Raw genomic sequence first — 16,325 nt, 5'->3', positions numbered from 1 at the left:
ATGCCTAACTTTCCTATCACATTCTTTATATTAAATTTTACTCAAAAAAAATACATATTTATATAAAACTTCTTAATTTATTCTCATATGTATCATAATCATAATTTGATAATTTATAACATAAGAGGTAAAATATTTGTATTAACATATAAATATAAACAATATTTACTAAAGGAGAGATACTAATGTTAAGTGAAAATTTATTAAAACATCTTAATGAACAAGTTAACTTTGAATTTTATTCATCTTATGTTTATTTATCAATGGCAGCATATGCTGAATCTGTTGATTTAAGTGGATTTGCTAACTTTTTTAGAGTTCAAGCACAAGAAGAATTAGCTCATGCAATGAAGTTCTATGATTACATATTCCAAAAGAATGGAAATGTTGTACTAGACACTATTCCAAAACCTGAAATGAATTTTGAAAGCATAATAGATGTATTCCAAAGAGGATATAACCATGAACAACTAGTTACAAGTAAAATATATAAACTTGCTGATATAGCTAGTGAAGAAAAGGAACATGCAACAATGAGCTTACTTAACTGGTTCATTGATGAACAAGTTGAAGAAGAAAACAGCTTCAATTCTTTACTAAAAAGAGTTAGAAGATCTGAAGGAAACCCAGCAGCTATCTATATGATGGATGATGAACTTGCAACAAGAGTATTTACTCCACCAGCTCCAAGAGCTTAAATAAAAAGTCAGTAATTGTTATAGTACTATAACAATTACTGACTTTTTTCTATTTACTCTTTATTTTTTCTATTTACTGCTTAAATTCTCTATTCTATATCCTATTTCTCTATTAGCCATTCTATATCCTTCTTTTATCATATCTTCATCAGTTAATCCATTACCTAGCAATGCGTCTATAGTAATTTGTCCTCTATTTTTAAAGTATTTATTTAATAAATTTTGTTCTATATCTTCCTGATAGGCTATACTATAATCATCTAATATATGTTTTACATTAAAACCATACTCCTTTAAAGCTCTTCCAACCAATATACTCCTATGACATCTTATTGGGTCTTGCATGGCTCCAAGAATAACAATCTTATATCCCTGTCTACATCCATCCATAAGCCTCTCTACTCCTTTTTTAAAATCATCTTCATGTATTACTTTCTCAAAATCTGCATATCCTTCATCATTATATGAAATCTTATTTAACCTTTTGGCTGCTAATTCTTTTGCCATATATATGTATATAAATCCTGCCTTTGTTAATGAATACCTTATAGTCTCCTTATCAAATTGAACATTATATTTTGAATAAGGAGTTCCTCTTATATCAACTACACAATTAATATTAAAGTGTCTTAGCATATCTATTAATCTATCAATACTGTAATTAGAGTGTCCAATTGTAAATATATCCACACAATCATCTCCCTACTAAAAAATCATATTTTATATAAACTATTATAACTCTACATAATAATTTATATAAAATAATTAGCTAATAAATACTCTAATATTTACTAGCTAATATAACAATATACTATATTTATTAAAAATTTTTATTATTTCTTCAATACATTTAATAACTCATCTAAGTTAGCTTTTAGTTCGCTAGCTTTTTCTATGCTCATATTTACTTTACAAAAAACCTGCTCTGGGACATCAATAATTTCTTCTTTTAATTCTCTTCCTTCTTTTGTTAATTCTGCTATAACGACTCTATCATCCTTAGAGTCTCTATATCTTGTGATTAACCCCATTGATTCTAATTTCTTAAGTAATGGTGTAAGAGTTCCTGAATCTAGATGCAATCTTTTACCTATACCCTTTACTGTCGACTTCTCTTCTTCCCATAATACAAGCATTGTTATATATTGAGTGTATGTAAGATTATATTTATCAAGCACTGGCTTATATAATTTTATTATTTCTCTTGATGCTGCATATAAAGAAAAACATATTTGATTATCTAATTTAATACAATTATCTTTATTCATATATTTCTCCCATCCTATATTTAATTAACTTAATTTCTTAAACTCAATTAATACCAACTATTGTATATAGTTCACTTTTACATGTCAACATTATATATCTCTTATCTTTTATTTTAATAACTTCTCGATATCTTGTTTTATCTTAAGAGGCGATGTAGTTGGTGCATATCTTTTAACTACATTTCCATTAGAATCTAATAAAAATTTAGTAAAATTCCACTTTATTTCATTACTTAACATACCTTTCGCTTCATCTTTTAAATATTTATATATAAGATGTGCATCAGGTCCTTTTACATCTATCTTTTCAAACATAGTAAATGTAACTCCATAATTCAATTGACAAAAATTATTTATCTCAGCATTACTTGCTGGGTCTTGATTTTTAAATTGATTGCATGGAAATCCTAATATTTCTAATCCTTTTTCTTTATATAAATTATATAATTCTTCTAGCTCTTTAAATTGAGGTGTAAACCCACATTTACTTGCAGTATTTACTATTAGTATTATTTTCCCTTTATATTTGCTCATTTTTATATCCTGGCCATTAATATCTTTAGCTGAAAATTCATAAAAATTCATTCTTCATATCTCCTTATAATAATTTATTCAAATTTAATTTTATACAATTTAATTTATTAAAATTATAATATATTTTATTATTATTTTTGTCAAGTTTCTTTATACTATAATATTTTTAATTTTTACACATAATAATCTATAGAGACGGGAGGTTATATATATGAAAAATAATTCTAAAATAGCAATTATAGTTATTGCTATTATCATTCTTTTAGGTGTTTTTTTAGTTGGTGGTTATAATAGCTTAGTTTCATTAGAACAAACCGTAAACTCCGCACAATCTAATATTGACACACAACTTCAAAGAAGATCTGACCTAATACCTAATTTAGTTAATACAGTAAAAGGATATGCTAGCCAAGAAAAAGATATCTTTACTGATATAGCTAATGCAAGAAGTAAGCTTGCTGGTGCATCAACTGTTACTGATAAAGCTAATGCTGATAATGACCTTTCAAATGCTCTTTCAAGATTATTAGTTGTTGTAGAAAGATACCCAGATTTAAAATCGAATCAAAATTTTAGAGACTTATCAGTTCAATTAGAAGGAACAGAAAATAGAATTGCAATTGCAAGGCAAGATTATAATACTGCAGTAACTAATTACAATACCAAGAGAAGAAAATTTCCAAGTAATATAATAGCTAGTATTTTTGGTTTTGAAGAAAAACCATTATATAAAGCAAGTACTGGTGCAGAGCAAGTACCTTCAGTGGATTTTTCTAAATAACTATGAGAATTAAAAATAAAGCTTTTAAAATCTTATTTTCTTCTCTTTTTTTGTTAATATTATTTTTATCATTAGATGCATTTACCGCGAATGCATCTAATGATATTCCATCTCCAACTTCTTATAAGTATATTAATGATTATACAAATACAATAGATAGTACTGAGATTAAAAGTATTGTCTCCATTGGTAAGGAACTTGAAGATAAAACTGGAGCTCAAGCCGTTACAGTTGTAATAGATTCAACTAACGGAGTTCCAATTGAAGATTATGCTATCAATTTATTTAGAACTTGGGGAATAGGCCAGAAAGGAAAAGATAATGGCTTATTAGTGCTACTAGCTATACAAGATAAAGCTTGGAGAGTTGAGGTTGGCCGTGGTCTTGAAGGTGCAATTCCCGATGTATTAAGTAATCGAGTTATGGAATCTATAGCTAAGCCTAAATTTATTGAAGGAAATTATGGAGAAGGTCTACTTGAATCCTATAGTACATTCTCTGATTATATAGCAAAGGAATATAACGTTACATTAAGCAAATCTTTAAATATACAACTTCCTAGCGATGAAAAAGAATTTTCAGGCTATGGTGGTATTGCCATTGGTGGTATATTTTTAGTACTCATCTTGCTAGATGCAATATTTAATAGAGGTAGAATCTTTTCTACAATACTTAAAATTATTTTTTGGAGTAATATTGGCCGTAGAAATGGTCCTGGTGGATTTGGTGGCGGATCTAATGGTGGGTCCGGTGGTGGATTCGGCGGATTTGGTGGCGGATCCTCTGGTGGTGGAGGTTCTTCTGGCGGGTGGTAAATAATATTAATTTTTAATATACTCATTGAAAGAGAGCATGCTAATTAGTATGCTCTCTTAATTTCACTATGATAATTATCTAATACATCTATAGTTTGTTAACTTAATCTTTGAATAAGAATAGATGCATTAACGTTGATTTCTGATCCACCTGCTAAAACTTGTAAGTTAACATCACCTACAAAGCTAGTATGATTTCTTAAAGTTAAAACATCTCCAGCAGCTGCTGAAATTATAACCATACCTGGATTAGGTTGTGTTCCAGCTTGTGAAGCATAGATAGCTCCAGGAACTGCGCTGCTATTTTGGAATAGTGTAAATTGATTTGGTTGAACTCCTAATACATTAACCCATATTGCATAATTTCCTGCTGAACCTAAAGTAATTGTATTACCTCCAGCTGCATGAGTAATAGCACCTACAATTACTCCATTGTTACTAAATACTACATTTTCTCCTATTGATACAGTTTGTGCCCCTAAATTATAAATATAAGCGAATTCCAAAGCAACTGTTCCTGTTGCTCCAGTTGCTCCTGTTGCTCCTGTTGGTCCTGTTGGTCCTGTTGGCCCTGTTGGCCCTGTTGGCCCTGTTGGTCCTGTTGGCCCTGTTGGTCCTGTTGGTCCTGTTGGTCCTGTTGGTCCTGTTGGTCCTGTTAATCCTGTTGGTCCTGTTGGTCCTGTTGCTCCTGTTGGTCCTGTTGCTCCTGTTGGTCCTGTTAATCCTGTTGGTCCTGTTGGTCCTGTTGGCCCTGTTGGTCCTGTTGCTCCTGTTGCTCCTGTTGGCCCTGTTGGTCCTGTTGCTCCTGTTGCTCCTGTTGCCCCTGTTGGTCCTGTTGGTCCTGTTGGTCCTGTTGGTCCTATTGGTCCTTGTGGCCCTATTGGTCCTTGTGGTCCTGTTGGTCCTGTTGGCCCTGTTGGCCCTGTTGGTCCTGTTGGTCCTGTTGGCCCTGTTGGTCCTGTTGGCCCTGTTGGTCCTATTAATCCTGTTGGCCCTGTTGGTCCTGTTGGTCCTGTTGGTCCTGTTGGCCCTGTTGGTCCTGTTGGCCCTGTTGGTCCTGTTGGCCCTGTTGGTCCTGTTAGCCCTGTTGGTCCTGTTGGTCCTGTTGGCCCTGTTGCTCCTGTTGCTCCTGTTGCTCCTGTTGGTCCTGTTGCTCCTATTGGTCCTTGTGGTCCTATTGGGCCCTGTGGTCCTACTGCTCCTGTTGGCCCTGTTGGCCCTGTTGGCCCTGTTGGTCCTGTTGGTCCGGTTGGTCCTGTTGGTCCTGTTGGTCCGGTTGGTCCTGTTGGGCCGGTTGGTCCTGTTGGGCATTTATGCCTACACTCACAACACTCACAACAATTACAACAACATTCATTTATTATTCTAATGCACTCATCATCATAATTAGATCTTTCAGTGCAACATCTATCTTCACTTCTTCTTCTATCTCTATTGCTATAATACATAATAAACTCTCCTGTACATTTTAATATTTAATAAAGCATTCTTAACAGAAAAGAGTCTACTCTTTACATATTATGCATAAGCTTATAAAATGGAACCGCATTTTTTTGTATTGTCTAATAAATCTAAAATTACTTTTTATAATTCTAAATTACTATATATTTCTTATTAAAATTATTTTTAATATACTGTTATAATAAATTAAGGGAAGAGATATTAAATATCTCTTCCCTTATAAATATGTATAACAAACTTACTTAGTGAATCTTTTAATTACATTCTCATATAACTTGTTATCACTTTAATATAAACTTAGCTACAGCTTAATTTATAATATGTTATTTATAAAATTCTTGTGTTGCATAAACCTTATCTCCAGACTTATAAACACCTACACCAATTCCTGTGAAATCCTTTGATAGTATATTTTGTCTATGACCTGGTGAATTCATCCAGTTAGTCATAAATTGGTCTGCTAAAGCATTAGCATCAGATTCTCCGCCAATATATGCAATATTTTCTCCCCAAGCTTTATAACTTACTCCATCATTTTTCATTTTTGCAGTTATAAGATTTCCTTGTGGGTCTTTATGGTCGAAATATCCTCTATCTCCCATATCTTGTGATTTCATTCTAGCATATTTTTCCATAGTCTTATTGTATGATAAAGTAGGAACTCCTGCTTTTGATCTCTCTGCATTAACTTTCTCAAATATTTTTTGTTCTACTTGAGCCATAAATTTTTCATTAGCTGTTGATGCTTGTCCATCTTTGTTGCCTGAAGTATTTTTGTTATCTGCATTTGCATTTGTATTTTTGTTACCTGTATTTAGATTTTTATTACATGCTGAATTTGAGTTTTCTTTCTTCTTAGTAGTATTATTAGTATCATTAGAAACTTTTTTCTTCTCTACATTTTTACTATCTTGTGACTTACAATTTTGTGTATCATTTGAAACTTGTTTATCATTATAAGCACCCTTATTTGAATTTTCTTTTACTACCTTTACATTTTGTGAACTACTTAACTCTGTAGCTTTAACTTTGCTATCACTATTAACTTGAACATTTTTATCTGTATTTCCCTTTGTTGCTTCTACTTGCGCAACTTCATTTTTTGCATCTTGTCCACTCGCTGCAAAAACGCTTGCACCAGCACCTCCTAATAATGTAGCTGTTACTAATATAGCAATTAGTTTATTTTTCATCTGTACCACTCCTTTTTATTTTTTCGGACTCTTACTTTTAATCCAATATCTTATTAGTTAAAGTACTTTTTACTTTTTCTACTGCTAACACTTAAAGTTATAACATACTTTTGTTATCTTATTCATGGTAGATCATTGCTATTCATTGATATATACTACTTTACGGCAAAATTTATCCTTTTTTTCCAACCTTAAAATTTGTACACTTTGGCTCTATAGCTGCCCCCTAATGATTTTTCTAATATATGGAATGGATATAATTACTATGCAATTTTTAAATGTTTTTTCTTGATTTTTGGTGTTTTTAAGTTCTAAATAATAAGAAAAAACGCTAATATACTAATTAGCGCTTAACTAAGTTTATCTTTCTATTTATTATCAAACTTTAATATCTATTATTTCAGTATAGACCAAAAACTTAATACTTTTTCTTCTTCAAATCCTCTTTTCTTATACATCTTATAAGCTATTTCATTTATTTCGATAACTACCAAATAGATTTTTTCTATATTTTTCTTTTCTAAAAAATCTATAGCGGTTTCTAATAATTGTTTTCCATATCCCATTCCCCTATATTCCTTACTTAATCCAATATCAAAAGTACCTTCATTACCATCAATCGTAACATTTAGTACTCCTAAGTTTTCATCTTCACTTGAAACTATAAAATAATAATTTCTTTGATGGTTATCATTTAAAAATTCATTTAATTCATTTTCATCTAATGAAGCTCCATGTGGCATATTATTAAACGCATTATTATAAAGTCTCATGTATTCAAATTTATTCTCTTCATTAAGATTTTCAATATGAAGGATTTTGTTTCTTTTCTCTCTATCTTTTAAATACATTATTTTAGCTTCATAATCTACACCAAAATTTAATTCATTTAATAATTCTAGCGTTTCTTTTTTTCTAAATCCTAGTAATACCTTTGTAGCTCCATATTCCTCACATTTATTGTACAATTTATTTATTAGCTTTCTTATTATATCTTTTTTATTATCTACTTCATCTAATACATCTAAGAAATGTATATATGCTATTCCATGCAATGGTATTTCCTGCAATACACATCTTCCTATTCCTACTACAATATTATTATTAAATATTATAATAACTCCATTTCCATAATCATAAATTTTATTATTAAACATTTTTTCCATTTCAGAAAAACAAGTGTTACAATCTTTTCTATCTATAAATAAAAGAACTTTATCTTTTTCATAGTCATTTAACTCGCTAAAACTCTTAACAACCATATAACTCCTCCAATTTTTATATTATTAATTATGTAAAATTATACTTCAAATATTATAATTAAGTAACTTCAAAATATTTATTATATAAATTTAAACTAACATATCTTTGAATCTATTATATTTAAATAACTAATAAAATCTACACAGTTTATTTAGGAAAATATTCCATTTAATTATATCATAAAATATACTTTACTTATCCTCATCATTAAAAAAACTAAGCCTAAAGTTAGGATTAATCCTCTTCTCTAGACTTAGTCTAATTTCTATTTATTAAATGTAAAATATAATATTTTATATATCTTTTCTCTAGTTGCTATTTTATCTGTATTTTCTACTTTTCAATATAATTAATCTATATATACAATTCCCATGCTCCAACGGTCATAATTAAATATCATATTCCAAAATCTCATTTGTTTTTCTTTATTTTCTTTAAAATCTTTTTTATTTTTCATATCTTATTCCTCCTATAAGTTAGGTACTACCCCATTAATTCCTGATGTATATTTTTCTACTTGCACCATTGATACTGATTCAGTTTCTACTTCTTTGTTGTATCTTTCTAGTGCATTTATAACTTGCTTTTTTCTCTTCTTTGCAAGTCCATTATTTCTACTTAATGCATATAAACTAGGTGCTTGAGGTAATCCTGCTAAAAGTGTAGCTTCATTAAAACTTAAGTTACTAGCATCTTTTTCAAAATAACCTTTTGCAGCTTCACCTATCCCAACATATCCATCTCCAAATGATATTGAATTTACGTATAGTTCTAGAATTTCATCTTTTGTGTATTGCCTTTCTAATTGTATTGCAAAAAGTGATTCTTTAAATTTTCTTTTAAAGCTTCTTTCATTTGATAAATAAAGGTTTTTAGCTAATTGTTGAGTTATAGTGCTTCCACCTTCTACTACTCTTCTAGCTTTTATATTATTTAAAGTCGCTCTTGCAATTGAAATAAAGTCAAGAGCTCCATGATTATAAAATCTATGATCTTCAATAGCTATCATTGATTTTAAAAATTTTTTATCTATGTTTTGTATTTTTACGTAATTTTTATTTTCTCTAATCATATTAACTCTCTCCTCCATTGATTTATTATTTATTATTAATTTTTGATTATAGTATCCTAAAGCTGTAATTAATAAAAATATAAAAGTTATAATTCCAAAAAGCATACATCTTCTATTTATAATAAAATGTCTCATAAAACATCTCTCCTCAGATCTGTTTGCTCATCGCTTTCTATGTTCTTATTATAAGTTCTATAATATAAATTTCATATTTAACTTCATTACGTTATCCTTTCATTTATGTAAGAAAAAAAGAGACACCAAAATTGATGTCTCTAAAAGCTTTTAAACTACTTATTATATTTTAATTTTTTCTAGTCTACTAGTACCAAAACTTCTTAATAGCTTATATAAAATAATATTAACTATAAGTAATACTATTGATATTATAGTTAGATATATATTTGTATTACTTATACTAAACCAATAATAAATAAATGAAGGTATAGCAATACTTAATCCCCCTATTAATAGGGCTATACCTGCCGAAGCACTTCTTTTTACAACAACTACTTCTGAAGTCCATCTCATCATCGGAAACACAAGATTTATTATAAGCCCCATTTGAGATATATAAAATGAAACTAATATTGGTATCACAAATAACCAAATGCTCTCAATAATAGTTAAATCTAAAGCAAATATAAGTATTGGTATACCTATTAAAATTGGCACTATTGTTATTGCAAGATTTAAATATATCTTAGATTTAAATATATCAATAGTTTCTATAGGTAGTGACTTTAAAATCCAAAAATTATCTCCTTCTAAAGATATAGATGATGATGTTGTGTTAGATAATGCAACAAATAAAGATGTAGATGCTATCAATATTAATGGTACTAATTCTTTTGTTGTATCAATCTCAAAAAGCATTCCTATAAAACTATCCCCTATAAATACTACTCCTATTGCCATTATTAAATATAAAACCATTCCTATTGATGTATTTAATACAACTATAGGCTTTGATATATATCTAATTACCTCTTTATTAAATAGTGTTCTTACTACACCATACTCTTTCAGCTCTTTCATTTTAAAGTTATTCTTTTTATAGCTTTCTAAAAGATTTGAATTGATTTTTACAAATACTTTGTTTAATAAAATGATAAATAATATAAATATCCCAATTGATATAGCACTAAATTTTAAAACTCCAGCAAAATTCATATTTGCTATTCCATCCAAATAATATTTTACAGGTGGATATACCCTATTTAAAATTTCATTTACGCTTGTTGCATTCTTAGTTATATAACTTATTATAGATTCCGTATTTGAAGATATAAAAAGTATTGCTGGAATTATAATAAAAACTGCTATTATAGAAAATATATTTTTATGCTTTACTTTTGATGAAATATAAGTGAATATAAATCCAAATATACTGGCAATTGCTATTGGAATTAATGGAATAAAAAGATACATTATAAAAGCATTTAATATCATAATAAATGTAACTTTAGTATTTATAAAATAAACCACCAAAGCTGGTATTAATGAAATCGCCATAAATACATAGTTTACCAATATTAAATTAATAAGCTTTACAGATAGTATTATCCATGGCTTTATAGGAAGTGATATTAGTGTATCATAGTCTTTTATTCCAAATATCAATCCTGGAGCTTTATATATTGATGTTCCAAGTATTATAAATACTGACATTATAAAGCCTTGAGCTACTATAATATCTAACATATTCATACTCTTTAAAGGCTCCACCATAAAATCAAAATACATAAAGACTGTTGACCCAAATGCTCCTATACCAATTATTATTAATATTATAAAGGCTAAAGTTTTATAAAACTTTTTCTTATCTTCCCTATTTAATATAGAATTAAGCTCATAAGAATTTATTAAATCATATTTTAAAAGAATACCTAAATTATTCATTATCAATCAACTCCATAAATAAATCTTCTAAAGAACTATCCCCTTTAACTTTATCTATATCTCCTTTTGCCACAATTTGTCCACCCTTAATTATAGCAATCTTATTACATAATTTTTCTGCTACTTCTAATACATGTGTTGAGAAAAATATTGCCCCACCATCTTTACATATATCTTTCATTATTTGTTTTAATGTATGAGATGCCTTTGGATCTAACCCAACAAAAGGTTCATCTAATACAAGTAACTTTGGCTTATGAATAAGTGCAGATATAATAGCAAGCTTTTGCTTCATTCCATGTGAATATGATGATATTAAATCTCCTAAAGATTTCGTAATTTCAAAAGTATCTGCATATAGAGCTATAAGTTTTTCTCTTTCTTTTTTAGAAACTTTATATATATCTCCAATAAAATTTAGATACTGTATTCCTGTAAGCGAATTGTAAATGTCTGGATTATCCGGTATATATGCAATCTTCTTTTTGCATTCAATTGGATTTTCTTTAATCGATATACCATCTATAAGTATTTCCCCCGCTTCAAAATCAAGTATACCAACAACTGATTTTATAGTAGTTGTCTTTCCTGCACCATTATGACCAATAAAGCCAAATATATCCCCACCCTTTATTTCTAAAGATAAATCTTTAACTGCTGGTTTATCACTTTTATAATATTTATAAAAATTTTTTATAGTTAACATATACAAATCCCCCTCTATATATTCTATTTGTTATATATAATATATAACAAATAGAATATATGTGTCAATCTCTTTTAATCTTTATAATTATTACAATATTTTTTAATTTTTATAATCATTATATACTCAGTTTATTTTAAATCTAATTATAATTATTTGTATAAAATTTAACATTTTATACAAATAAATCTAAAAAGTTAATTTGGTTAATAAACATTTAAATTTTAATTAATATATATGTAACTTTATAAATTTATTAATTTATAAAGTTATAATTAAATAGGGTGTAAATATTTTATTAACATTAAATAAACTACTGATTTTATTATTAGTCAAAAAATTTAATATATTTGTATGGGGTGGGTTTTTATGGGTAAGTATACAAAATTACTAATTATATTTTTTTCATGTATCTTATTTATTATCTGTATTGTGTTTGGGTTCAATATAGTAATTAAAGAAACTAAAAAAAATAAAATTAGTCAAATATCAGAATTTATAAATATTTCTGATGAAAATAAAAAATCTGAATTACAAGAAGTTGCAGAATTTACTTATGAAGAGGTTGGTGAATTAGATAATATTCAGTTTCTAGAAAGTAATGTAGATAATCAAAGCAATTTAAAAATAAGTGTAACCTTTAAAGATAAAGCTTTAAAGTTTGATAGGGTTTTTTCATTCAAACAAGTAATTAATGAAATACTGAAAAATGATTACTCAGATATAGTTATTGTTATGTCTCAAGAGCTTCCATCAAAATCTGAGATGAGATTTGTATATAATCATGGAAAATGGCAATAAAATTTTATTATATCATTAATGTAATTGTTTAAAAAAATCACCTATTTAAATATTTCTATTTAAATAGGTGATTTTTATTATATAATTTATTTAATCTAAAAATAAATATTAATTACCTGCACTTTCGTATATTGATATACCTTTAATCCAAATAAAATATGCTACTGTTATAGTTATTACTCCTACAATTAATGTCATTATCACTCCAAAGAAGAAGCTTTCTTTTCCAAGTAAATATGCACCTGGATAAAATCCTGTGAAGGCAAATGGTATTATAAAAGTTAAAAGATTCTTTATTGCATTTGGATATATAGTAACTGGATACTTTGCAAATCCACTTAACTCATAAGCCATTTGTACATGTCTAAAACTTGTCTTAGTCCAAAAAGCTATTGATGCTGCTGCAAGCTTTATTCCTGTATATATAATAGTCCCTCCAATTGTAGCTATTATAAATCCTATTATTAACATAGGCGTTATTATAACTCCTAATTTCATTCCACTAAGTATAACTAATATAAATCCAACAATTAATTCTCCAAATCCTTCTGGTTGAAATCTTTCTGCAACTACTTGAAATAAAGGATTTAATGGTCTTAGTAAGTATCTATCAAATTCTCCTCTGACAATTGAATTTCCACTAAATATCCAAAGGTAATCTGTAAATATATGATCTATTCCTCTTGGAATTTGTGAAAATCCATATATAAATATTATTTCATAAAAACTCCAACCTTCTAATGATTGAATATTATCAAATATAAGATTTATAAATATTATTGAAGTTCCTTGAATTAGAAAGAATCCAATCATTCCATATATGAAATCCTCTTTATATTCTATTAAAGTCTTTATATATTGCTTTAAGAACTTAAAATATATCTTTAAATATCTTTTCATATATTAACCTCCTTGAATACTCAATTTATTAATAACTTTATTCCACATTAATCTTGATAATACTTTTAGTACAAAAATCCAAAATAACTGCAATAATAAACACTTGATTATTTCATTAGAAGATAATTTGTTTAGATATATCATAGCTGGAGTATATATTATAGAGCTAAACGGTAAAAAATTAAAAAGCTTTTGTATTATATCTGGGAAAAAAGATAATGGTATCAATGCACCTGAAACTAGCATGACAATAGCTTGTGCTATTTGATTAATTCCCCAAAGGCTATAAAATTTAAAAACTAGTAGTCCAAATATATAACTGTAATAAATATTTATCATAGTTCCTAAAACTATACTTAACAGAAATAAAATTATAGATGTTGATGTAATACTTAGCCCAATATTAATTCTGTAAATTGTTATACCAATAGCTGCTGGCATAAATAAAAATATAAAATTAAAAATAAATTGGCCAATTCCTATAAAAATAAGTCTCTTTTCATAATTTATAGGTTTTATTAAATTCATTGCAATAGATCCATCTCTAACTTCACTTGAAATAATATAGCTTATATCATTTGATGTTACAATGCCAATAACAAAAGAAATCATAATATAAATAACCATATCATTTAATGTAAATCCATTCATTATTCCATCTTGAGAACTACTATAAATGGCTTTCCATAGATAATATGTAACTATAACCATTATAACTTGTCCTATAATTCCCATAAAAATATTGGCTTTATATGCAAAGTATTTTTTTATTTCACTTTTTGAAAAAGAGCTATATATTTTAAACCATTTAATAAGATTCATATCTATGCCCCCTTTTTATATATTTTTTTAATTATATCTTCTATACTAGTCTCCTTTAATGAAAAATCTAATATATCAATTTTTTGCATTACTTTATGAATTACTTCTGATGAAGTTACTTTATTTTTATTAAATTTAATTATTAATTTTCCATCCTCTATATATTCTTCTATATCATTAATATTAAATTCTTTCTTTAAATTAAGATTAGCCTTTATATTCCCTTTTATTTGAGCTTCTAATGTAATCATATATCCAAAGCTACTTTTTATATCTTTTAAACTTCCATCATATATCTTCTTCCCATTATCAATAATTATAATTCTTTCACAAAGTTCTTCTATATCACTTAAATCATGAGTAGTTAATATAATTGTTGTATTAAATTCTCTATTTATTTTCTTAATAGCTTCTCTAACCTTATCTTTAACTACAACATCAAGCCCAATTGTTGGCTCATCTAAATAAAGAATTTTAGGACTGTGAATAAGCGATGCTGCAAGGTCTGCTCTCATTCTTTGACCAAGTGATAATGTTCTTACAGGATTATTTATAAATTCTTCTAATCCTAAAACTTCATTTAAAAATTCCATGTTCTTATTAAATAAATTATCCTCGATAGAATAAATATCTTTAAGTATCGTAAACGTTTCCGTTAAAGGCAAGTCCCACCACAGCTGTGTCCTTTGCCCAAATACTACACCTATATCCTTTGCATTCTTTTCTCTATCTTTATAAGGAACTATCCCATTAACTTCTATAGTTCCAGATGATGGAGTAAGTATTCCTGTCATCATTTTTATTGTAGTAGATTTTCCTGCTCCATTAGATCCAATATATCCAACCACTTCCCCCTCTTCTATTTCAAATGAAATATTTGATACTGCTTTTTTAATATCATATTCATTAGAAAATAATGATTTTAATGCTCCTTTAAAACCTGGATCTTTTTTTCTAATTTTAAAATCTTTAGTTAAATCTTGAACTTTAATCAATTAAACTCCCCCTTTTAGAAACGTTTCCAAAAATAAAATCTCTTAATACCAATTTACCTTTAATTCTAATAATATCACTACACTACATATTTTACAATATTGTGAATTATTAACTTACTTTATTAGGCTTTATAAAAATACTCTATCACTACAAAATTGTCATAGAGTATTTCTATATTCTATATCTCTTTTAAATTATCCACTATATCCTCTATACTTTTACCAGCATTTTTTTCAAAAGCATCATAGAATTCCATATTTTTAGAATCATTTAATATATTCATTATTACATCTATTCCCTTTTCTTTTACTATCTCCTTAATTACTAAGTAGCTTTGTCCATAAACATTGTAACCATTATTTATCATATCAGATATTTCTTTATTACTATTACCTAAATTTCTAAAGTCAACTTTTTTATCTATATCTACTACATATATAAGTTCTCCCTCATTATGAATCATTGATGTGTATTCAGCTATCCCTTCTTCAAACCATGTTGGAATATTATATTTATTTATATCATTTTCCTTACAATAGTAATTAACTATATGATGTGTATATTCATGAATTATATTGCGTCCCTTTATACTACCTTTATACATATAAATAGTATCATTTAAATATATTGCTGCAACATCATTAATATTAATTTTCAAGGCCTCCATAAACTCATCTTCGCTATTAAATATTACAATGTCTACTTTATGTTCACCATTTATATCAAATACTGTAGATGTATCTTCCCTAGCTTGCTTTAACCATTTTTCTATAGTATCTTTATTTTCACTATTTATTTTTCTTTCATAGTACTCTGATCCATTTTCTAATTCAAGGCTTTCCATTCCCCTTGTAACCTTAATATTTACAATTTTTTTAACCATATTCTCTTCTGCAAAAGCCTTAACACTATTAATTGTCGGCAAGTTTAATGTTACTATTCCTAAAATAATTGCAAGAACTATAAGCACAAAATTTTTTAATATATTTCTAAACTTTTTTCCCCACCCCATATGCTTAATCCCTTCTGTATATGTTTATAACAATTATATCACATAAAAGGAATTTTATTACATTTAATGTTTTAAAAATTATTCTTTTAATCATTAAATAA

17 protein-coding genes are annotated in these 16,325 nt (G+C 27.4%); 4 read left to right on the top strand and 13 right to left on the bottom strand.

Translation table 11 applies throughout. The annotated features are described in order from the left end of the window. Window positions 1–185 precede the first annotated feature (185 nt). Window positions 186–698, top strand: a complete 513-nt coding sequence (locus tag ACQPUW_RS02565) for a ferritin (protein ID WP_430835927.1) — start codon at window positions 186–188, stop codon at window positions 696–698. Window positions 699–767: 69 nt separating this feature from the next. Here the strand turns inward: ACQPUW_RS02565 and ACQPUW_RS02560 are convergent, their stop codons facing one another. From ACQPUW_RS02560 to ACQPUW_RS02550, 3 genes are all read right to left on the bottom strand, one after another. Next, window positions 768–1,388, bottom strand: a complete 621-nt coding sequence (locus ACQPUW_RS02560) for a DUF488 family protein (protein WP_430835926.1) — start codon at window positions 1,386–1,388, stop codon at window positions 768–770. A 143-nt stretch (window positions 1,389–1,531) separates the two neighbouring features. After that, window positions 1,532–1,966: a MarR family winged helix-turn-helix transcriptional regulator gene (locus ACQPUW_RS02555; protein ID WP_430835925.1), complete on the bottom strand. Its 435-nt coding sequence runs from the start codon at window positions 1,964–1,966 to the stop codon at window positions 1,532–1,534. Between the two features lie 108 nt (window positions 1,967–2,074). Beyond that, window positions 2,075–2,551 carry a glutathione peroxidase gene (locus ACQPUW_RS02550; RefSeq protein WP_430835924.1) on the bottom strand — a complete coding sequence of 159 codons (477 nt, stop codon included), beginning with the start codon at window positions 2,549–2,551 and terminating at the stop codon, window positions 2,075–2,077. 160 nt (window positions 2,552–2,711) lie between these two features. Between ACQPUW_RS02550 and ACQPUW_RS02545 the strand changes: the two genes are divergently transcribed. Together ACQPUW_RS02545 and ACQPUW_RS02540 are read left to right on the top strand one after the other, a co-directional pair. Next, entirely contained in the window at window positions 2,712–3,281 is a 570-nt protein-coding gene (locus ACQPUW_RS02545; protein ID WP_430835923.1) for a LemA family protein, read from the top strand. Between the two features lie 2 nt (window positions 3,282–3,283). Further along, window positions 3,284–4,096, top strand: coding sequence for a TPM domain-containing protein (locus tag ACQPUW_RS02540; protein WP_430835921.1), 813 nt, complete (start codon window positions 3,284–3,286; stop codon window positions 4,094–4,096). Between the two features lie 98 nt (window positions 4,097–4,194). Here the strand turns inward: ACQPUW_RS02540 and ACQPUW_RS02535 are convergent, their stop codons facing one another. The 6 genes from ACQPUW_RS02535 to ACQPUW_RS02510 form a co-directional block, all read right to left on the bottom strand. Beyond that, a complete protein-coding gene (locus ACQPUW_RS02535; protein WP_430835920.1) occupies window positions 4,195–5,544 on the bottom strand; it encodes a hypothetical protein in 1,350 nt (449 codons plus the stop codon). A gap of 336 nt (window positions 5,545–5,880) precedes the next feature. After that, window positions 5,881–6,750, bottom strand: a complete 870-nt coding sequence (locus ACQPUW_RS02530; RefSeq protein ID WP_430835918.1) for a CAP domain-containing protein — start codon at window positions 6,748–6,750, stop codon at window positions 5,881–5,883. A 395-nt stretch (window positions 6,751–7,145) separates the two neighbouring features. After that, on the bottom strand, window positions 7,146–8,012 hold the full coding sequence (locus ACQPUW_RS02525; protein ID WP_430835916.1) for a GNAT family N-acetyltransferase: 867 nt from the start codon (window positions 8,010–8,012) through the stop codon (window positions 7,146–7,148). Between the two features lie 470 nt (window positions 8,013–8,482). Further along, window positions 8,483–9,220, bottom strand: coding sequence for a transglycosylase domain-containing protein (locus ACQPUW_RS02520; protein WP_430835915.1), 738 nt, complete (start codon window positions 9,218–9,220; stop codon window positions 8,483–8,485). A gap of 162 nt (window positions 9,221–9,382) precedes the next feature. Continuing rightward, window positions 9,383–10,987, bottom strand: coding sequence for a hypothetical protein (locus tag ACQPUW_RS02515; RefSeq protein ID WP_430835914.1), 1,605 nt, complete (start codon window positions 10,985–10,987; stop codon window positions 9,383–9,385). Beyond that, window positions 10,980–11,693, bottom strand: a complete 714-nt coding sequence (locus ACQPUW_RS02510) for an ABC transporter ATP-binding protein (RefSeq protein WP_430835913.1) — start codon at window positions 11,691–11,693, stop codon at window positions 10,980–10,982. Before ACQPUW_RS02510 ends, ACQPUW_RS02515 begins: the two co-directional genes overlap by 8 nt. Window positions 11,694–12,062: 369 nt before the next feature. On the opposite strand from ACQPUW_RS02510, the gene ACQPUW_RS02505 reads away from it, so the two are divergent. Beyond that, the gene (locus tag ACQPUW_RS02505; protein WP_430835912.1) at window positions 12,063–12,494 is read left to right on the top strand and encodes a hypothetical protein; all 432 of its coding nucleotides are present in this window, start codon (window positions 12,063–12,065) and stop codon (window positions 12,492–12,494) included. A gap of 108 nt (window positions 12,495–12,602) precedes the next feature. Here the strand turns inward: ACQPUW_RS02505 and ACQPUW_RS02500 are convergent, their stop codons facing one another. From ACQPUW_RS02500 to ACQPUW_RS02485, 4 genes are all read right to left on the bottom strand, one after another. After that, a complete protein-coding gene (locus ACQPUW_RS02500) occupies window positions 12,603–13,394 on the bottom strand; it encodes an ABC transporter permease (RefSeq protein WP_430835911.1) in 792 nt (263 codons plus the stop codon). Between the two features lie 3 nt (window positions 13,395–13,397). Beyond that, a complete protein-coding gene (locus tag ACQPUW_RS02495; RefSeq protein ID WP_430835910.1) occupies window positions 13,398–14,216 on the bottom strand; it encodes an ABC transporter permease in 819 nt (272 codons plus the stop codon). 2 nt (window positions 14,217–14,218) lie between these two features. Further along, window positions 14,219–15,211, bottom strand: a complete 993-nt coding sequence (locus ACQPUW_RS02490; protein ID WP_430835909.1) for an ABC transporter ATP-binding protein — start codon at window positions 15,209–15,211, stop codon at window positions 14,219–14,221. A gap of 179 nt (window positions 15,212–15,390) precedes the next feature. Further along, entirely contained in the window at window positions 15,391–16,224 is an 834-nt protein-coding gene (locus ACQPUW_RS02485) for a peptidase MA family metallohydrolase (protein ID WP_430835908.1), read from the bottom strand. Window positions 16,225–16,325 lie beyond the last annotated feature (101 nt).

It is taken from the genome of Clostridium sardiniense, from assembly GCF_050584765.1.
Taxonomy (GTDB): Bacteria; Bacillota; Clostridia; order Clostridiales; family Clostridiaceae; genus Clostridium; species Clostridium sardiniense_A.
The sequence above is the reverse complement of the archived record's forward strand: the minus strand, read 5'-3'. Positions and strand labels throughout refer to the sequence as shown.

Coding starts and splice junctions, on each gene's coding strand:
- ACQPUW_RS02500 (WP_430835911.1), bottom strand. CDS start 13,394: ATGAAAAGATATTTAAAGATATATTTTAAGTTCTTAAAGCAATATATA.
- ACQPUW_RS02505 (WP_430835912.1), top strand. CDS start 12,063: ATGGGTAAGTATACAAAATTACTAATTATATTTTTTTCATGTATCTTA.
- ACQPUW_RS02530 (WP_430835918.1), bottom strand. CDS start 6,750: ATGAAAAATAAACTAATTGCTATATTAGTAACAGCTACATTATTAGGA.
- ACQPUW_RS02525 (WP_430835916.1), bottom strand. CDS start 8,012: ATGGTTGTTAAGAGTTTTAGCGAGTTAAATGACTATGAAAAAGATAAA.
- ACQPUW_RS02510 (WP_430835913.1), bottom strand. CDS start 11,693: ATGTTAACTATAAAAAATTTTTATAAATATTATAAAAGTGATAAACCA.
- ACQPUW_RS02495 (WP_430835910.1), bottom strand. CDS start 14,216: ATGAATCTTATTAAATGGTTTAAAATATATAGCTCTTTTTCAAAAAGT.
- ACQPUW_RS02540 (WP_430835921.1), top strand. CDS start 3,284: ATGAGAATTAAAAATAAAGCTTTTAAAATCTTATTTTCTTCTCTTTTT.
- ACQPUW_RS02565 (WP_430835927.1), top strand. CDS start 186: ATGTTAAGTGAAAATTTATTAAAACATCTTAATGAACAAGTTAACTTT.
- ACQPUW_RS02545 (WP_430835923.1), top strand. CDS start 2,712: ATGAAAAATAATTCTAAAATAGCAATTATAGTTATTGCTATTATCATT.
- ACQPUW_RS02535 (WP_430835920.1), bottom strand. CDS start 5,544: ATGTATTATAGCAATAGAGATAGAAGAAGAAGTGAAGATAGATGTTGC.
- ACQPUW_RS02550 (WP_430835924.1), bottom strand. CDS start 2,551: ATGAATTTTTATGAATTTTCAGCTAAAGATATTAATGGCCAGGATATA.
- ACQPUW_RS02555 (WP_430835925.1), bottom strand. CDS start 1,966: ATGAATAAAGATAATTGTATTAAATTAGATAATCAAATATGTTTTTCT.
- ACQPUW_RS02520 (WP_430835915.1), bottom strand. CDS start 9,220: ATGAGACATTTTATTATAAATAGAAGATGTATGCTTTTTGGAATTATA.
- ACQPUW_RS02485 (WP_430835908.1), bottom strand. CDS start 16,224: ATGGGGTGGGGAAAAAAGTTTAGAAATATATTAAAAAATTTTGTGCTT.
- ACQPUW_RS02515 (WP_430835914.1), bottom strand. CDS start 10,987: ATGAATAATTTAGGTATTCTTTTAAAATATGATTTAATAAATTCTTAT.